Source organism: Cryobacterium sp. Hh7, from assembly GCF_004403155.1.
Classification (GTDB): domain Bacteria; phylum Actinomycetota; class Actinomycetes; order Actinomycetales; family Microbacteriaceae; genus Cryobacterium; species Cryobacterium levicorallinum.
Genome location: NZ_SOHG01000020.1, coordinates 17,632 through 35,990 on the forward strand (window position 1 = coordinate 17,632; position 18,359 = coordinate 35,990).

An 18,359-nucleotide genomic window follows, 5' to 3' on the forward strand; every position below is an offset into this window, starting at 1 on the left:
GGATGCTGCCGGCCAGGCCGGCCGGCAGCATCCGTTCTCGAAGGAGCTACTGCTCCAGCCCGGAGTACAGCGGGAACGCCTGCGTGAGCGCTCCGACGCGGGTGCGGAGCGCGGCGATGTCGGCGCCGGGCTTGAGTGCCGCGGCGATGACGTCGGCAACCTCGGTGAACTCGGCGTCACCGAATCCGCGGGTGGCCAGGGCCGGCGTGCCGATGCGCAGGCCCGACGTGACCATCGGCGGGCGCGGGTCGAACGGAACGGAGTTGCGGTTCACCGTGATGCCCACCTCGTGCAGGGCATCCTCGGCCTGCTGGCCGTTGATCTCGGAGTGGCGCAGGTCGGCGAGCACGAGGTGCACGTCGGTTCCGCCGGTGAGCACGTCGATGCCGTGCTCGCGCGAGTCGTCAGCGGTCAGGCGCTCGGCGAGGATTCGGGCACCGCGCAGGGTGCGCTCCTGACGTTCCTTGAACTCGGGCTCGGCGGCGAGCTTGAACGCGGTCGCCTTGGCGGCGATCACGTGCATCAGCGGGCCGCCCTGCTGGCCGGGGAACACGTTGGAATTGAGTTTCTTGGCCAGGGTCATGTCGCGCGAGAGGATGAAGCCCGAGCGCGGGCCGGCGAGGGTCTTGTGCACGGTGCTCGACACGACGTCGGCGTAGGGCACGGGCGAGGGGTGCAGGCCGGCGGCGACGAGTCCGGCGAAGTGGGCCATGTCCACCCAGAGCAGCGCGCCGACCTCGTCGGCGATGGCGCGGAAAGCTTCGAAGTCGAGGTGACGCGGGTAGGCCGACCAGCCGGCGATAATGACCTTCGGCTTGCTCTCGAGTGCCTTGTCGCGCACGACATTCATGTCGACGCGGAAGGTCTCCGGGTCGACTCCATAGGCGACCGGGTTGTACAGCTTGCCCGAGAAGTTGAGCTTCATACCGTGGGTGAGGTGGCCGCCGTGAGCCAGCTCGAGGCCGAGGATGGTGTCGCCGGGGGTTGCGATGGCGGAGAGGACTGCGGCGTTCGCTGTGGCGCCGGAGTGCGGCTGCACGTTCGCGTAGGCGGCTCCGAACAGGCTCTTGGCCCGGTCGATGGCGAGCTGCTCGGCGACGTCGACGTACTCGCAACCGCCGTAGTAGCGGCGTCCCGGGTAGCCCTCGGCGTACTTGTTGGTGAGCACGGAGCCCTGCGACTGCAGCACGGCGCGCGGAACGAAGTTCTCGCTCGCGATCATTTCGAGGTAGTCGCGCTGGCGGCCGAGCTCCTGCTCGAGCACGGCGGCGATTTCGGGGTCAACGACCGAGAGCGGTTCGTTGAAGGTCGACTTCAAGACGGTAGCGGAATCAGGCACGGAGTTCTCCTTATATATGGATGTTGCGGCCCAGGCGTGCGGCCACTAACCGTGTCAGTCGCTCCCCGATGGTGACCCATCTTCGTGCTACGCCAGTTGCGACTCGACCAGCATATCAGCGGATGCCGCCGCGCGCGTCTTTTCGTGGCGCTGGTCGGCGCGGCTCCGGTCGTCGCGGCACTCGGCAGCCTCGCCGGCACCGCTAGCTCGGGCTGCCACGATCGCTAATGAGTGCCGCGAGCCACGCTGGGGCGAGCGGGCCGGGTCAGCGGGCAGCGCGGCGATCGCGCAGCTCGTCAACGATGAGCAGATCGGGCCGCAGGTGCTCGGTCTCGTAGGCGGCCCGACCCACGAGGTGCGCGGCCATCGGCGCGGTCAGCGCCTGAAACACCACGATGGCGACCACGAGGGTGACGGTGCCGACCGAGAAATTGTTGATCGCGACATCCGCTGTCACGGCCATGAGCCCGAAGATCTGCGGCTTGGTCGCGGCATGCAGGCGCGACAGAACGTCGGGAAAGCGAATCAGCCCGATTCCGGCGGCGAGGCACATCGCAGCACCGGCGAGCACCAGAATAGCCGTCAGCACGTCGTGCAACAGGGCGCTCATGCGCTGTCCCTGGCCGGCAGAAAGCGGGCGACGCTGAGCGATCCGAGCACCGCGAACAGCGCCAGCACGAGCAGCACCGGCAGGGTGTCGGTGTGCCGGTTGAGCGCCATCTCCGCGGCGAGGGCGCAAATGATCGTCGCGACCAGCACGTCGGAGGCGATGACCCGGTCCAGCACGCTCGGGCCGACGACGATACGGTAGACGGCCAGGAGAGCGCCGACCGCGAACATGATCGACGCGACGACGGCCACAATCTGCAACATCATGAGGTTCCCTTCAGGCGAGCTGCGCGCCGATCTGCGGGCCGCACCCCGCGCATCCGTTCAACGTCTTCGCTTGAGCCGAACCCCCGCACAATGCGTCGCTCGGTGTCCAGCACCCGGCGGCGAAAACTCTCAATATCGCGAGCGCTCTGCATATTGAGCACGTGCAGATAGAGGATCGACGATTCCCGGTCGATGTCGACCACGATCGAGCCGGGAACGATCGACGTGGCCACGGCGGTCCAGGTGAGAATGAGGTCGCTGCGGGTGCGCAGTCGAATCTCCAGAATGGCGTTCGACGTGACCAGCCGCGGCTTCACGGCCAGCCAGGACACGTCGATCGAGGCGCGCACAATGTCCAGGATCAGTCGCACGAAGAATACGACGGTGTGCAGCGGATGCAGCCGCCCACTCAGCTGCACCGGCACCAGATAAAACGCCACGGTAACGACGATACCGACGACGAGCGCGACGAGCAGATTGAGCCAGGAGAATTCGCCCCAGAGCAGCATCCACAGCACGATCAGGGCGATCAGCGGCGGAATCTGGTTGCCGACGGCGCCCCGCCGTTCGCGCGGCGTGGTCATCGGGAACCCCCCTCGAAGTTGGTGCCCACGTTGCTCTCTTCGATTGAACCGGTACCGTTCGGGAACACGGCATCAATGTAGGTCGACGGCGAGCTGATATTGGCGGCAGCCCGGGTGGCCAGGGCGAAGATCGGCCCGGCGAACACCGTCAGCCCCAGGGTCAGCACGAGCATGGAGGTGGTCGCGCCGACCATGAGCGGCGAGATCGTCTTCTTCAGCACGAGCCCAGCGTCCTGCGGGTCTTCCACGAGCTGCGCCGACATAGACGAGGTGTAGTCCTTCACCTGTTTCTTCGGCCGCCAGAACGCCAGGTTCCAGGCCCGGGCGAGGGCGTAGAGGGTCAGCAGCGACGTGAGCGCGCCGACCCCGATCAGCACGTAGATGAGCGGGTCGGCCACGATCGTGCCGGCCTGAAACAGGGCGATCTTGCCGAGAAAACCGGAGAACGGCGGGATTCCGCCGAGGTTGAGCGCGCCGAGAAAGAACAAAATGGCCACCAGCGGCGACGATTTCAGCAGCCCGCCGAGCCGCGACAGCGAGGTGGTTCCGCCGACCCGATCGATCAGCCCGGCGGCCAGAAACAGGGTCGTCTGCACGGTGATGTGGTGCACGACGTAGAAGATAGTCGCGGCGATGGCGAGCGGGGTGCCGATCGCGATCCCGAACAGCATGTAGCCAATGTGACTGACCAGGGTGAACGACAGCAGCCGTTTGATATCGGCCTGGGCGAGCGCGCCCAAAATGCCCACCAGCAGGGTCAGCGCGGCGACGACCATGAGCGGCGTCGAGAACTGATTGTCGGGAAAGAACAGCGTCTGGGTGCGCAGAATCGCGTACACCCCGACCTTGGTGAGCAGCCCGGCGAAGACCGCCGTGACCGGGGCGGGCGCGGTCGGGTAGGAGTCCGGCAGCCAGAACGACATCGGAAAGACCGCGGCCTTCACCCCGAAGGCGATCAGCAGCAACAGACCGAGAATCAGCTGAATATCGGCGGGGAGATCGGGCATCCGCTCGGCGATGAGGGCGAGGGTGACCGTGCCGGTGGCGCCGTAGATGAGGGCGATCGCACTGAGAAACAGCAGGGACGACACCAGGCTCACTACGATGTAGGTGATACCCACCCGGATGCGCGCTCCCGTACCACCAAGGGTCAGCAGCACATAGCTGGCCGAGAGCAGCATCTCGAAACCGACGTACATGGTGAACAGGTCGCCGGCGACGAAGGCGTTGAACAGGCCGGCGGCCAGCACGAGGTAGGTCGGGTGAAAGATCGAGACCGGCGTTTCGAGGTCACCGTCGATGATGCCCTGGCCGACGGCGAACAGCAGCACGCCGAGCAGCATGAGCGCCGAGATGAGCAGCATGATTGCCGACAGCCGGTCGACGACGAGCACGATGCCCCACGGCGCGTCCCAGCCGCCGACCTGCACCACGGCCGGTCCGTGCCGGTCGACCATGACCAGCAGTACGGCGCTCATCACGGTCGCCGCCGCGAGGCTGAGAACGCTCACGAGAACCTGCAGGCGGCGGCGCTGGCCGAGCATCAGGGCGACCGCCGCACCGAGCAGCGGCAGGCAGACGATCAGGGGAACCAGGGCGGTCATCGCGCGTTCCTCTCGTCTGAAGCGGATGCGCCGGCGCGGCCGGCAGCATCCGCTTTCGACGTGTCTTCATCGCTGGTGGCGCCGTCGCCGCGCTCGAACTCGTCGATGGACTCGGCGATGGCATCGTCATCGTCGGAGGAGGAACGGAAGGTGGCGTCGGCGTCGCCGGCACTCTCGGTGGCGTGCTCGTCGGTGAGGGTGTCGCCCTCGTCGCCGAGCTGGGCCAGCCACCAGGACCGGTAGATGAGGGCGAGCAGCAGCGCGGTGATGCCGAAGTTGATCACGATCGCGGTGAGCATGAGCACCTGCGGAATCGGGTCGACCATGTCCTGAACGCTCGTGCCGGTGACGATCGGCGAGCTGCCGGGACGTCCGCTCATGATGAAGATGAGCAGGTTGGTGGCGTTGCCGACCAGCAGAAATCCGATCAGCACCCGGGTCAGGCTGCGTTCGAGCATGACGTAGACGCCGGCCGCGTACATGACGGCCATGACGATGACGAGGGTGAGGGAGGCGCTCATCGGGTGGCTCCTCCGTTCGGGATCTCGTGCAGGGGATGGATGTTCAGCCCTGCAGCCGTGTCGGTCGAGGGCTCGGCCGGGGTACCCGTGTCATCGGGCGCGGGCCGCGGGCCGATTTCGTCGTTCTCGCTCTGCCGATCGATCTCGCTGCCGAGGCTGCGCAGAATGTCGTAGGTGAGGCCGATCACGACAAGGTAGACGCCGATGTCGAAGATGGTCGAGGTTCCAAAGGACAGGTCGCCGAGTACGGGCACTGTGGCGGTGAAGTAGGCCGATTCGAGGGGGATCCCGTCGAAGAACAGCGAGACGACGGCCATTCCCACGGCGAGGATGACGCCGAGGCCGAGGATCTTGCCCGGGTCGATCGGTGCGGCTTCGCTGAGTTCGTAACGCCCCCCGGCAAGGTAGCGGGCCACCAGGGCGAGGCCGGCGAGCAGCCCGCCGGCGAAGCCGCCGCCGGGCAGGTTGTGGCCGGCAAAGAGCAGGTAGATCGACACGATCATGGCCGGGTGGAACAGCAATCGCACGAGCACTTCGATCAGGATCGACCGGTTGCGCGGGTCGTTCTTGCGCCCGGCGAGCAGGAACGCCTGCCGGGTGACGGCGTGCCCCTCGCTGGACAGCTCCGGGTCGGCGACGACGCGGCGCCGGTTGGCGCCCGCGCGCAGGGTGCGGGATTCCTTCAGGCGCGGCACGACCGAGTTGCGGCCGGAGACGAACAGCAGGCTCGCAACGCCGGTCGCGACGACGATCAGCACGGACACCTCGCCCATGGTGTCCCAGGCGCGAATGTCGACGAGCATCACGTTGACGATATTGTCGCCGTGCCCGTCGTCGACCGAGAGGCGCGGCAGGGCTCCGGCGATGCTCGCAAAGTCGCGGGCGCCGAGGGCGATGAAACCGATCGTGCCCATGACCAGGCCGACCAGGCTGCCGATCAGCAGGCGGCGTTTGCGGCGCACCGGTTTGTTGTGCTGGGCGATGTTCGCCGGCAGGCGGCGCAGCACGAGCACGAAGATCACAAGGGTGATCGATTCGACCAGGGCCTGGGTCAGGGCGAGGTCGGGCGCACCGTGAAAGGCGAACAGCGCGACGAGGCCGTAGCCGGTGACGCCGGCGAGGATGACCGCGGTCATCCGCTGCCCGACCCGAGCCGCCATCACCGCGCAAATGGCCATGATCAGGGCAATCAATACCTGGCCTGGATAGTCCCAGAGCACGATCGTTTCGGGCCAGGTACGGTTGACGAACGCTGCGAAGCCGAGGGCGACCACGAATACGCTGAGAATCGTGCCGAGGTACTGCGGCAGCCCTCCCTGCTGGGCGAAGTGGGTGACCCGGGCGGCGACCCGGTCGACACTGCGGATGGCCTTGCCGTAACCGCGGCCGGCGTCGATAACGTCGGGCACCTTCGCCTGCAATTTCGACACTCCTCGGCGCGCCCGGAACAGCAGCGCACCGAGCAGTAGAACGACGGCGCTGAGATACAGCGCCGGCTCGAACCCGTGCCAGAGCGCGAGATGGTAAGGCGGCTCGGTGATGCTGCCGGCGCCCGGCACGGTGTCGGCGTAGGGCGCGAGCAGCGGGTCGAGCAGCGCGGCGAACAGGCCGAGTCCAATCGTCGCGACGGTGAGCACGCCGGGGGCGAGCAGAGTGTCCCACGGGCTCGCGTGCAGCACGGTGTCCGGCTGTTCCCTGCGCGTTCCAAACGCACCCCAGAAGAAACGGATGCTGTAGGCCACCGTCAGCACGGATCCAACGGCCGTGCCGACGAGGGCCGCGTAGCCCCAGCCGGATCCCCCGACGCCGGCGTCAAGCAGCGAGGTGAAGACGGCTTCCTTGGCGACGAAACCGAACAACGGGGGCAGCCCAGCCATCGACGCGACGGCGACGAGCGCGATCAGCGCGAGCGCCGGAGCGCTGCGGCCGACGCCGCTCAGTTTGCGCCAGTCCCGGGTGCCGGCGCGGTGGTCGATCACGCCGACGACGAGAAAGAGGGTGGCCTTGTAGAGGGCGTGCGCGAGCAGCAGGGCGGCCCCGGCGAGCGCGGTGTCGCGGGTATTGAATCCGATCGCGATCATGAGAAAGCCGAGCTGGCTGACCGTGCCATAGGCAAGCAGCAGCTTGAGGTCGTACTGGCGCAGCGCACGCCAGGCCCCGACGACCATGGTCCAGACGCCAAGCGTGACCAGCACCGGCAGCCAGCTAGCGCTGTCGGCGTAGCCGGGAGCGAGCCGGGCGACGATGTAGATGCCGGCCTTGACCATCGCGGCGGCGTGCAGATAGGCGCTGACCGGGGTGGGCGCGGCCATCGCGGCGGGCAGCCAGAAATGGAACGGCACGAGCGCACTCTTGGAGAGCGCCCCGACCAGGATGAGCAGAATCGCCCAGGTACCCATCGTGCTGGTCACCGGGTTGGCGACGATATAGGCCAGGCTCGTGGTGCCGGAGGCGACCGAGATCATCACGACGCCCACGAGCATGACCAGGCCGCCGAAGGTCGTCACGATCAGGGCTTGCAGGGCAGCGCCGCGACTCTCCCGTTTATGGGTGTAATGCCCGATCAGCAGGTAGGAGAGCACGCTGGTGATCTCCCAGAACATGAACATGATCACCAGGTCGTCCGCGGTGACCAGGCCGTACATGGTGCCGGCGAAGGCCAGCAGCAGCGCCGCGAACCGGCCGAGACTCGGTTCGTCGTCGGTAAAGTAACGCGCGCAATAGATCAGTACGAGGGCGCCGACGCCGGTGACCACGAGGGCGAGCAGCCAGGCCAGGGTGTCGACCCGAAAGGAGAGGCTGATGCCGAGCTGCGGAATCCACGGAATGGACTGGGTCACGGCCCCACCCTCGGTGACCGTGGCGGTCTGGGTGAGCGTGTACGCAAACGCTCCGGCCGGCAGCAGGGCGATCAGGTAGAAGACGCGGGTGCCGACGCGCCGGGTGAGCCACGGCGTGAACACCGAGAGAACGACAAACGCGAGGAGGAATTGAACCATGCGGCCTCCAGGCTTGTCAGGTCGGGGTGTGAAGGTCTAGTCTACCCGCCGACAGGGGACGGTCTGCCGTCGGCGCCGCAAACGTGCAGCGGTCGCCTCCGGTGCGGTCCCCGGCCTGGACGAAGTCAGAGTGATGAAAACGTCAGGAGCGGCGGCGGCCGACCAGGTCGGTGACGACCACGAGCGCGAGCGCGACGACGAGCAAACCCACGTAGACCAGCGGCACGAACTGGAGCCCAACGGTCTCGATCAGCACCGCGCCGAGCAGCGCGCCGCCACCGATTCCAGCGTTGAATGCGGTGGTATAGAAGGCGGAGGCGGTGTCGCGAATCTCCGGGGACGCAGCATGCAGCATTCGGGTCTGCATCAACGGTGGCAAGGTTCCGAAGGCCATTCCCCAGAGCACGAACGCGGCGAGCGCGACCGGCAGAGTGGCACTGAACAGGGCGAGCAGGGTGACGCTCACAGCGCTGGCCGCCAGACCGAGCACGAGGCCGAGCGTCGGACGCGGACCGAAGACGGTGCCGACGAGCAGCAGCCCGATCGCCCCGGCGACACCGTAGGCGAAGAGCAGCGGTGCCAGCTGGCTCGCGGCGACGCCGAGACCGTCGAGCAGAAACGGCGCGATGTAGGTGTAGAAGCTGTAGTGGCCGATCATGGTGATGCCGGTGATGAAGCAGATCAGCACGACAGCGGGAATGGTTGCGTCGCGGCGACCGCCCTGGGGAGCGGATGCGGCGGCATCCGTTGTGGACGTGCTTGTGGAATGCCGGGCGACCGGGGGCAGGAACTTCCAGACCAGGGCGGCGCCGATCAGCATGAGCACGCCGAGGGCGACGAAGGAGAGGCGCCAACCGAGCAGGTGGCCGGCCGCGGTACCGAGCGGCACACCGAACACGAAGGCGAGCGTTCCGCCGGCGACGGTGATCGACACGGCGCGGCCGATTTGCGCCTTGGGCACGAGGTGGGCGGCGTAGGCACCGACCACCGACCAGAACAGGCCGTGGGCGACGCCGCCGAGCACCCGCGCCGCGACGACCAGCTCGTAGGTCGGCGCGATGGCGGTGAGCACGCTACTGAGCGCGAAGATGACGAGCACGATAATGATGAGTCCGTGCCGCGGAAACCGGCGGGTCAGGATCGCAACGGGCGCGCTGGTGACGACGACGGTGAACGCAAACCACGACACGAGCAGGCCAATCTGGCTCTCGGTGACGTTCAGGCTCTCGCTCATCTCCGGCAGCAGGCCGGTCGGCAGCATCTCGGAGGTGACCGACAGAAAAACGGCGGCGGCGAGGGTGATCAGGCCGACCCAGGGGAACGGCTGCGTGGCCTTCGCGGCAGGGGTGCGCGGCACGGTGGGCAGAAAGATGTTGGCGGTATTGGTCATGGATGCACTCATACTGGTAGCTCGGCGGGCGTCCGGTCGTTCGCACCGGAGCCGGCTGCGCGCCGACGTGCGCGCCCGGGGCCGGCTTGTTCAGCGCGACCACGTCGAGTGTACCGGACGGTGCTGGCGGGTCAACTGGGCGGGCAGGCAGCCAGTGCGTCGGGATCGAGCAGGGCTCGGGCCGGGGCTGAAGGTCAGCAGTATCCGCTCGTGGTGCCGGCGGGATCGGCCGGTCAGCAGCATCCGCTCGCCGGCCCGGTATTCTGGTCGGATGACTTCTCCGCATCACTGGGTAATCACGTTGGTCTGTGCCGATCAGCCCGGAATCGTGCACGCCGTCACCGGCGCGATCGTGCAGGCGCACGGCAATATCTCGGAGAGCCAGCAATTCTCCAACGCCGACACCGGACGATTTTTCATCCGCCTGCAGGTGCAGTCCCCGGTGACCCGACCTGAACTCGAGGCGGCGCTCGCCCCGGTGATCGAGCGCTACGCGATGGCGTCGATCGTCGATGTCGTGGGGCGCCCGCTGCGCACGCTCGTGCTCGCGTCCTCGGCCGGGCACTGCGTCAATGATTTGCTGTTTCGCCAGCGCGGCGGCCAGCTTCCGGTGGAGATTCCGCTCGTGCTGAGCAATCACGGCACCCTGCGTGACCTGGTCGGGTTCTATGGCGTGCCGTTCGAATCACTGCCCATAACGGATGCGGCCAGCAAGGCCGACTTTGAAACTCGCGTCATCGAGGCGGTCGACGAGCTCGATATCGAACTCGTCGTGCTCGCCCGCTACATGCAGATCCTCTCGCCGGAGCTGTGCGCACGGCTGGGCGGGCGCGCCATCAACATTCACCACTCATTTCTGCCCGGTTTCAAGGGTGCCAACCCGTACCGCCAGGCGCATGCCCGCGGCGTCAAGCTCATCGGCGCGACCGCACACTTCGTGACCGGCGACCTCGACGAAGGACCGATCATCGAGCAAAACGTCGTGCGCGTCGACCACTCTCGCACTCCGGCCGAGCTGGTGTCGATCGGGCAGGACGAGGAGAGCCGCACGCTGACCCAGGCGGTGAAGTGGTTCGCCGAGAACCGGGTGCTGCTCGACGGTGCCCGCACGATTATCTTCAAGTAGCCGGGGACGGGGCCCAGGCCCGGCACGGCCTGAACCACCCAGCACCCTCGCGCGGCCCGGGCCCACCTTACGGTCCGGGGCCCATGATCTATCGTGGGCCCGCTTTCCGGGCCCGGGCCCGGAAAGCGACGGCACGACGGATCGGTAAGATTGACTGGTGACAGACACGCGCGCCCTGCCGAAAATCGGCCCCAACGACATGCTCCGGTTCGTGCTCGAACTCTTCGCCTTCATCAGCCTCGGCATCTGGGGCTTCCTGGCCTGGCCGCTCCCCTGGCCCGGGGTGCTGGTCGGACTCGCCGCCCCCGCCTTCGCCATTTTGGTTTGGGCGCTGTTCCGCTCCCCCAAGGCGGTGTTCCGCCTCGACCCGTTCGGCAAGGCGTTCATCGAAATCGCCATCTTCGGCGCGGCGGCCATCGCCTGGTGGGACCTCGGATTCCCCATCATCACGGTGATCTTCGCCGTCGTCGCGACGGTCAGCGGCGTCATCTCCGGTCGCACAGAGCTGCGCTAACCCGTTGCGCGAGAGCGCAAAAAGTGCCCGATTGAACGTGTCAAACGGGCACTTTTTGCGCTCTCGCGAGGCTAGGCCAACCAGGCCACCGCGGCGGCGACATCCGTTTCGGTGATGCCGTGGCCACCGGGGCGCAGCTCCGACTGCACCTGCGCACCGCGCTGCTCGAGCATGGTCGCGAGCTTCTGCACACTGCCGAGCGGAGCCATCGGGTCGGTTCGACCATTCAGTAGCAACACAGCGGATGCGCTCAGATCTCCGTCAGCGACCCGCGCGTCGATCCCGCGGTCGGCGTCGAGCGAGGGGGCGAGCGGATGCATGCCGGAGAACGCAATCACGCGCGGCAGCACCTTCGGGTGCAGAAGCGCCGTCGCCAGGGCAATATTGGCGCCGTTGGAAAAGCCGACGGCAACAATCGGCCGGTCGCCGAGCGCGTAGGTGGCGCGCGCCCAGGTCAGAAACGCGGCGAGGTCGTCAGCGCGTCGGGCCACGTCCGCGGTGTCGAACACACCCTCGGACAGTCGCCGAAACCAACGATTCATGCCGTTCTCCTGCACCCGACCGCGCGGGGCGAGTATCGCAGCGGTGGGATCGAGCGCGCTGGCGAGCCCGGCGATCTCCTGCTCGTTGCCCCCGGTCCCGTGCAACATCAGCAGCACGCGGGCGTCGTCCGAGCCCGGGTGAAACAGGTGCGGCCACTCGGCCTGCGGCGTCGCGTCGCTCATTCGGTGATCGAGGCGGCGACCGAGGCGGCGACCGGCGCTGGAGCATCCACTACCGCCGGGTTATTCTCGGGCGGCAGCACGATCGGCGCCACCGCGTTCTCGATGGCCTCGCGGCTCGGCTCGAGCCACGGCGGCAGCTTGAGCGAGCGACCAAGTTCGAGCAGCGGCTCGTCGATGTCGAAGCCGGGGGTGTCGGTGGCGAGTTCGAACAACACGCCGCCGGGTTCGCGAAAGTAGATCGAGGTGAAGTACTGGCGGTCCAGGATAGCGGTCACGCCGTAACCGCGATCGGCGAGCTGTTCACGCCATTCGGCCTGGGTGGCGCGGTCCGGCACCCGGAAGGCCACGTGGTGCACGCTGCCGCCGGCGGTCAGGCCGGGGGTTCCGGAGGGGTCGGCGAGCACGTCGACGAGGTTTCCGGGCGCGCCATCGCCGGCACCAACGCGAGTGCGGCCATCCGTTTCAGAGATGACGCGCATGCCGAGGTCGTCCGTGAGCACCTGCACGGTCTTCGCCGGGTCGGCGACGGTGAGCACCGACGAGTGCTGCCCACGCACCGCGAATTCAGCGGGAACGGATGCGGAATCCCAGGGATTGCGCGGATCCACCGTTGAAGATGCCACCAGGTCGAGCTGAAGCCCGTCGGGGTCGCGCAGCGAGAGCCGCTCCTCGTGGGACGAGCGCCCGGTCACGGCGGATTCCACACCGAGCTTGGCGAAATGGTCCTTCCACCAGCCGATGCTGCCGGCCGGAACGGAGAACGCGGTCGTGGTCGACTGGCCGGCGCCGGTGTGGCCGCTGCGAATGCCGGTCCAGGGAAAGAAGGTGAGCAGCGAGCCGGGCCGGCCGGAATCGTCGCCGTAGTACAGGTGGTAGGTGCCCGGGTCGTCGAAGTTGACGGTCTTCTTGACGAGACGAAGTCCCAGCCCGGTCACGTAGAAGTCGATGTTGCGTTGTGGGGCACCGGCAATCGCGGTGACGTGGTGCAGTCCGGTGGTCTGTACGGTCATGAGGCCCTCCTGGCGAGTTTGTTATTCATGCAAACGCATGAATGTGCCGCGGTATTCCCAACCCGACCGCTCACGCGCGCTTTCCTGTGGCTATTTCGGAAAATCGGCCACCGCCGCCCTGCGAGCGCCCCGCAATCATGCGGAAGTTCGGCGTACGGCATTGGCCTGTCCTGAATAAGTCACGCGCGCGCGACCGACCTGACGCCGCCCCATCGGACTCAGGCGGCGACGCGACACTCGGACGGCATCCGCAGCGCATAGGCGGCGGCGATCAGCAGGAACACGGCGCCGACGGCGAATCCAGCCGAGAACGAAAAAGCGTCGACGAGCAGGCCGGCAACCAGCGGACCGACGATCGCACCGGCATCCGCGCACATGGAGAACATCGAGACCGGGCGGCCCCCGCGCGCGCCGGCCGCATCGCCGACCGCCGCGGCGGGAGCGGTGCCCATGAAGGCGGCGGCGACCCCGTAGACGCAGAGCAGCGCGCCGAGGACCCAGATGTTCGGCGCAAACGAGATGGCGACGATCGCGAGCCCGGCCACAGCGAAAGCCCCGATAATGGCCGGTTTACGGCCGACGGTGTCGACAAACCGGGCAGCCGGAGCGAGCGCGAGCGCCTGGGCGACGGCTGCGGCCGCCAACGCGATTCCGGTCCACGAACTCGTCCCCCCGAGCACGACGACCACGAACAGTGGAATGAGGGTGGTGCGCACCCCGAGCGAGGTCCAGCCCTGAGCGAAATTCGCGAGGCAGGCCGCGCGAAAGCGCTCGTCCCGCAGCACGGTGCGAAACGGCGTGCGCACAGCGGATGCGTCGGCGCCGGCCAGCGCGCTGCCCCGGCCGCCCGAGCGCAACAGGAACAGCCCGACCAGGCCGGCCACGGTGAGGGTTCCGGCGTAGAAGAAGAAGGGTGCGGTCAGCGAGATGGTCGCGAGCAGACTGCCGATAGCCGGGCCGGCCATGCCGCCGATGAGGAATCCGCCCTGGTAGAAGCCGATCGCGCGGGCCCGGCGGCCCGGTTCGGCCGTGCGCAGCAACAGCGTCATGGCCGACACGGAGAACATGGCGGAGCCGATGCCGCCGGCCCCGCGCAACAGCAACAGTTGCAGGTAGCTGTCGGCCGCCCCGACCAGTCCGCTCGAGAGTGCGACAATGCCAATTCCGACGGCGAGCACGGTTCGTTCCCCGGCCCAGTCGATCAGGCGACCACAGGCCGGGCTGAACACGAACCGCATGAGAGCGAAGGCCGAGACAACCGCGCCGACCTCGAGGTTGCCGACACCGAAGCTCTGCACGTAGACCGGCAGCACCGGAACGACGACGCCGAAGCCCACCATCACGAAGAAGGCGATGACGCCGAGCACGATCACGTCGCGGTTCAGCCGCGGTTTCGGGCTGACGCCCGGTTCGGGTACAGCGGATGCCCGGAGTCGCCCCCGCATCCATCCCGCCAGTCGCATCCCTCCAGCCTAAACTGCCCAGCCTCGCAACCCGTTCCCGGCCCCGGCCCCGGGCCCACCTTAGGGAAGCAGGCCCATGATCCATCATGGGCCCGGTTTCCGGGCCCGGGCCCGGAAAGCACCGGAGCGGGAGCAACGCGGAAGCACGAGTGGGGGTGACTGATGCTTGATCAGTCGCCCCCACGTCGCCGGGCCCACCTTAGGGAAGCGGGCCCATGATCCATCATGGGCCCGGTTTCCGGGCCCGGGCCCCGTCCAGAGTGCGGTCAGGGACCGGGCACCACTGCCGCGGGGGCTACCGCACGATCAGCAGCGAGCGCGACGCGCTCTTCGCGGCCGCGACCAGGTCGTTGCCGGCGTACTGCCCGGCGACCTTGTAGAAGCCACGGCTGAGCTTCGGCAGCGTCACGCTGCCGCGCCCGTTCTCATCGAGCGCCACCGTGAAGCGGCGCGTGTCGACCGTGATGGTGGCAGTGTCGCCCACTTCACCCTTGCTGGTGACCGTGATCGACGCGGTGACGCGACTGGAGAAGAACACGGCTCGGTGGTTGAGGCTCACCGCCACCTTCGCGGCGTACTTCAGCACGACCCCGGCCGAGGTCGCCGTTGCGCTGGCCCCGTCCGGCACCGACGCAGTGACCAGCACGGTCAGTGTCGTTCCGGCGAGCGCCGCCGTCGGCTTGAACGTCGCCGAGGTCGCGCCGGCGATGTCGACGCCGTCGCTCTGCCACTGGAAGCCGAAGGTCAAACCCGCGGTGGTCCACTGGCCGGGGTCAGCCGTCAGCACCGAACCAATCTCGGGCGTGCCCGAAATGCTCGGCGCCACCGTGTTCAGTACCGGTTCGCTGCCTTCGCTCGCCGCGATGGCGAGAACCGTTGACGCCGAGCTGTCGCCATAGTCGACCACGCCCAGATACGGCGTGTTCGGCACCAGGCCGGCCCAGCTCAGCGCGTACGTGATTGGCACACCCTGCGGCCCCTGAATCGTCGGCGGCGTCGCCGCGAACCCGTTCGTGGGCTCGCCAGACGAAACCGAAAACGTGTTCACGTCAAACGCGGTCGTGCCCGAGAAGACGTCCACGATGACCTGATAGAAGCCAGCCTCCGGGTCACTTAGATCGACATGCTCATCGGCGGATCCGGTGGCCGACTGCCAGCCGGCGATCGGGTTGCCACCCGGGCCGTCGAGCAGCAGCACGAACAGGTCGAGGTCGGAAGAATCATCCACGGCGTTCAGGTCGAACCGTGCCAGCCGGTCGCCCCGAATCTCCACCTCGTAGGCGAACTGGTCGCCGGTCGTGCCCGCATCGGTGTGCGGGCTGGACGGGTCGTCGGCGTTGTTCTGGTGTACCCCGTTGGCCAGGCCGCTGAGGTTCAGCGCCACCGGCTCCGACCCGCCGGGGGCGACGGTCACATCGACAGTGCCGTCCACGCCGGCGCCAGCCACCTCGGTCGGGGCGATGACGGTGACCGGACGAACCGCGATCGGGCTGTGCACGATGGAGAAGAAGTCGCCAGGGTCACCCGAACCGCCATCGCCGTAGCCCCAGTCCAGCGAGCCGGTGGCGAAGACGTCGAGCGGGGCATCCGTTCGAGTGAACGTCACCGTGTAGCTCTGCGTCTCACCGACGTTCGTGAACGTCATCTCGGCTGGAGAAACGACCGCATCGATGCCGGCAATCTCGATCGGAGTGGCGGTGTAGGTGCCGACCTGGACGGCCGTCACCGTGCGGGTGATCGTCTCCGGCGCCGTGAGGGCACCGATCTGGATCGACGCCAGGTTCAGGTTGCTCGCGTCTATCGGTGCAACGCCGGCATCGAACCCGATCCCCTGCAGGTAGGCCAGCCAGTCGGCCGGACCGCTCTGGTAGATCAACCCCGGAAAGTCCATTGCCGACGGGGTGACTTGTCCGGCACCCTGTGCGAACGGGTCGGTCACGCGCACACCGGCGGAATCGACGGTGTCCAGCGCGGTCGTCATCATGACCGACTTGATCTCGGCGGGCGTCGCGAGCGGCCGCACCCCGAGATAGAGCGCGGCCAGGCCGGCGATGTGCGGGCTGGCCATCGAGGTGCCCGAGAGGAACTGGAACGTCGGGTCTTCCCCGGCGGCGTTGGCACCGTCGGCGAGAATTCCCACGCCGGGGGCCGCGATATCGGGCTTGAGCAGGTCACCGCCGTCGGCCAGCACCGGTCCACGCGAGGAGAATCCGGCAACCTGCGGCACCGGAGTCTGCTCGGCAGTCGTGTTGTCCGGAGTGAATGTGACCGTGGCACCGTCGGTCGCCGCGTAGGCGAAGATCGGGTCGAAGGCTGGCGCATCCAGGTGGATGCTCGGCACCGAGTGCCCGTCCGGGTCGACGTCGAGCGGGGTGCGGTTGACCAGCACCATTCCGCTGCCGCCGGCCCGCAGAACCTCGGCCGATTTGGCGACCCGGTCGTAGACGCCGCGCTCACAGAACACGATCGCGCCGGCCACCTTGGCCGTATCGAGGGAGTTCGGCGCGCAGAGCAGCGCGTCGGCCGGCTCGAAACCGCCGACCGACACGAGATCGGCCCGAACCAGGGAACCCGACAGCGGCGTCGCTCCCGGCGTACGGTCCACGGTGATCGACGCTCCGGCGTAGGCCGAACCGTTGCCAAGGGTGGCCGTGGCTTCGAAGGCCGGAATGGTGCTCGCCGCGACCGTGGTGATCCACGGGGCGACGTTGTCGACGGTCGACGGGCCAGGGCCGGCGTTTCCAGCGGATGCCGCCACAAAGATTCCCGCCGCCGCCGCTCCCAGAAATGCCTGGTCAAACGGCGAGAACGTCGTTTGAGCCGGGCTGCCGCCGATTGAGAAGTTGATCACGTCGACACCATCGGCGATCGCCTGGTCGAGGGCTGCCAGAATGTCGGAGCCGGCGCAGCCGTCATCATCCGCTGTCGTGGCATCGGGGCCGGACCAGCACACCTTGTAGGCCGCGATTTTGGCGGCCGGAGCGACACCCGAGATGGAACCGAAGTCGACGCCGTTGACGTTGGCGGCGACCTCGAAGTTACCGCCGGCGGTGCTCGCCGTGTGCGAACCGTGCCCGTCGCCGTCGCGCGGGGAAACATACTCTCCGGTCGCGGCCGTGCCGATCTGGTCGGCGCCGAACCCGTCGAGGTAGTACCGCGCACTGACGATCTTGGTGCTGCAGTCGCTCGCAGCGAACTGCTCGCCGGTCTGGCAGGTGCCGGTGAAGGTGCTGCCGTCGGCCTTGTTCATGGTGATCGTGTCACCGTCGAGCCACGGCTCGTCGCCGGGCGTTGTGCCGAGCGCGTCGCCGGCGAATGACGGGTTTTCCGGCGCGATTCCCGAGTCGAGCACCCCGATCACCACGCCCTTGCCGGCTTTGCTCGGGCCACCCAGCTTGGACCAGACCCCGGTCGGGCCGCTCAACCGCAGATAGTCGGTCGACGACTCGGCGGTCAGGTGCAGGAGGGTGTCGGGAACCACCGACACCACGTTCTTCTTCGCGGCGAGCGCCGCCGCCTGCTTACCGCTGAGCTCTGCCGAGAATCCGTTGAGCCCGAGCGTGTACGACGCCCCCACCGTGGCGTCAACGGATGCCGCCAGTTCACTCTGCAGGCGAGTCAGGTAGTCCCGGTAGGTTTCGGCCGAGCGACTCTGCGCGTCCAGTTTGGCGCCCAGGCCCGGCATCGTCGCCGAGAACCCGTTGACTCCGCCGCGATACAGGGCGACAGCATCGTCGCTCAGGGTCACAATGTAACGGCCCGCGGTGAAGTCCATCCGCTGCCCGCTGGGCGAGCCGATGCTTCCGGCGAGGCCGGTTGCGGCTGACGCTGCCAGCGCGGGCGGAGCCCCGCCGACGAGTGTTGATGCGCCCACCAGGGCAAGGGTGACGGCGGCGGCGATTGTGGCGCGGCGGCGTGTGCGAGATGTTGACGCTGGCTTCAGCGCAGCATCCGGCGACGACATCGTGCGCCTGAAGAAAGAACTCACGTGGGTGTCCAATCCGATAAGGGTGCGAGGTGGTCTCGTTCCACAACAGAAACAAAAACTGTTCCGATGCACAGTTCGCTCGTGACCGTAGCGCGCTCGGCGACCCCCGGATAGGGGCAGTCCCCAGGTCCCGCAGGCGGGGAGTCTGGGTCAGCTCTGCACAACCTCCGACGTTTCCCAGGCGGCCGGCGCACTCGCCGGCTGACGCACCGCCGGCTCA

General features: G+C 67.7%; 15 protein-coding genes and 1 riboswitch. Of the genes, 2 read left to right on the plus strand and 13 right to left on the minus strand.

The features are described 5' to 3' along the window. Window positions 1-46: 46 nt before the first annotated feature. From glyA to E3T43_RS08160, 9 genes are all read right to left on the minus strand, one after another. Window positions 47-1,339, minus strand: a complete 1,293-nt coding sequence (glyA, locus tag E3T43_RS08125) for a serine hydroxymethyltransferase (protein ID WP_277870975.1) — start codon at window positions 1,337-1,339, stop codon at window positions 47-49. Between the two features lie 21 nt (window positions 1,340-1,360). Then, window positions 1,361-1,449: riboswitch (ZMP/ZTP riboswitch) on the minus strand. Beyond that, on the minus strand, window positions 1,427-1,558 hold the full coding sequence (locus tag E3T43_RS19505) for a hypothetical protein (protein ID WP_255454195.1): 132 nt from the start codon (window positions 1,556-1,558) through the stop codon (window positions 1,427-1,429). (Overlaps the previous riboswitch by 23 nt.) Window positions 1,559-1,604: 46 nt before the next feature. After that, complete coding sequence (gene mnhG, locus E3T43_RS08130) at window positions 1,605-1,949, minus strand: monovalent cation/H(+) antiporter subunit G (RefSeq protein ID WP_092449645.1); 345 nt, start codon at window positions 1,947-1,949, stop codon at window positions 1,605-1,607. Continuing rightward, complete coding sequence (locus tag E3T43_RS08135; protein WP_233195173.1) at window positions 1,946-2,215, minus strand: monovalent cation/H+ antiporter complex subunit F; 270 nt, start codon at window positions 2,213-2,215, stop codon at window positions 1,946-1,948. Before E3T43_RS08135 ends, mnhG begins: the two co-directional genes overlap by 4 nt. Further along, on the minus strand, window positions 2,212-2,799 hold the full coding sequence (locus E3T43_RS08140; protein WP_134441058.1) for a Na+/H+ antiporter subunit E: 588 nt from the start codon (window positions 2,797-2,799) through the stop codon (window positions 2,212-2,214). The genes E3T43_RS08135 and E3T43_RS08140 overlap by 4 nt, the downstream gene beginning before the upstream one ends. Continuing rightward, window positions 2,796-4,403, minus strand: coding sequence for a Na+/H+ antiporter subunit D (locus E3T43_RS08145; RefSeq protein ID WP_134472036.1), 1,608 nt, complete (start codon window positions 4,401-4,403; stop codon window positions 2,796-2,798). Before E3T43_RS08145 ends, E3T43_RS08140 begins: the two co-directional genes overlap by 4 nt. After that, window positions 4,400-4,924 carry a sodium:proton antiporter gene (locus tag E3T43_RS08150; RefSeq protein ID WP_092449639.1) on the minus strand — a complete coding sequence of 175 codons (525 nt, stop codon included), beginning with the start codon at window positions 4,922-4,924 and terminating at the stop codon, window positions 4,400-4,402. Before E3T43_RS08150 ends, E3T43_RS08145 begins: the two co-directional genes overlap by 4 nt. Further along, the gene (locus E3T43_RS08155; RefSeq protein ID WP_134472037.1) at window positions 4,921-7,923 is read right to left on the minus strand and encodes a Na+/H+ antiporter subunit A; all 3,003 of its coding nucleotides are present in this window, start codon (window positions 7,921-7,923) and stop codon (window positions 4,921-4,923) included. Before E3T43_RS08155 ends, E3T43_RS08150 begins: the two co-directional genes overlap by 4 nt. 142 nt (window positions 7,924-8,065) lie before the next feature. Further along, on the minus strand, window positions 8,066-9,313 hold the full coding sequence (locus E3T43_RS08160) for an MFS transporter (RefSeq protein WP_134472038.1): 1,248 nt from the start codon (window positions 9,311-9,313) through the stop codon (window positions 8,066-8,068). A gap of 271 nt (window positions 9,314-9,584) precedes the next feature. On the opposite strand from E3T43_RS08160, the gene purU reads away from it, so the two are divergent. Continuing rightward, on the plus strand, window positions 9,585-10,439 hold the full coding sequence (gene purU / locus E3T43_RS08165; RefSeq protein WP_092449632.1) for a formyltetrahydrofolate deformylase: 855 nt from the start codon (window positions 9,585-9,587) through the stop codon (window positions 10,437-10,439). A gap of 157 nt (window positions 10,440-10,596) precedes the next feature. Beyond that, the gene (locus E3T43_RS08170; protein ID WP_233195169.1) at window positions 10,597-10,953 is read left to right on the plus strand and encodes a YrdB family protein; all 357 of its coding nucleotides are present in this window, start codon (window positions 10,597-10,599) and stop codon (window positions 10,951-10,953) included. Window positions 10,954-11,024: 71 nt separating this feature from the next. Here the strand turns inward: E3T43_RS08170 and E3T43_RS08175 are convergent, their stop codons facing one another. The 4 genes from E3T43_RS08175 to E3T43_RS08190 form a co-directional block, all read right to left on the minus strand. After that, complete coding sequence (locus E3T43_RS08175) at window positions 11,025-11,678, minus strand: alpha/beta hydrolase (protein ID WP_134472039.1); 654 nt, start codon at window positions 11,676-11,678, stop codon at window positions 11,025-11,027. Further along, on the minus strand, window positions 11,675-12,688 hold the full coding sequence (locus tag E3T43_RS08180; RefSeq protein WP_134472040.1) for a ring-cleaving dioxygenase: 1,014 nt from the start codon (window positions 12,686-12,688) through the stop codon (window positions 11,675-11,677). The genes E3T43_RS08175 and E3T43_RS08180 overlap by 4 nt, the downstream gene beginning before the upstream one ends. Window positions 12,689-12,906: 218 nt before the next feature. Further along, window positions 12,907-14,151: an MFS transporter gene (locus tag E3T43_RS08185; RefSeq protein ID WP_241978874.1), complete on the minus strand. Its 1,245-nt coding sequence runs from the start codon at window positions 14,149-14,151 to the stop codon at window positions 12,907-12,909. A gap of 295 nt (window positions 14,152-14,446) precedes the next feature. Continuing rightward, window positions 14,447-18,139 (minus strand): S8 family serine peptidase, encoded by a 3,693-nt coding sequence (locus E3T43_RS08190; protein ID WP_241978875.1) that lies wholly within the window; start codon window positions 18,137-18,139, stop codon window positions 14,447-14,449. Window positions 18,140-18,359 lie beyond the last annotated feature (220 nt).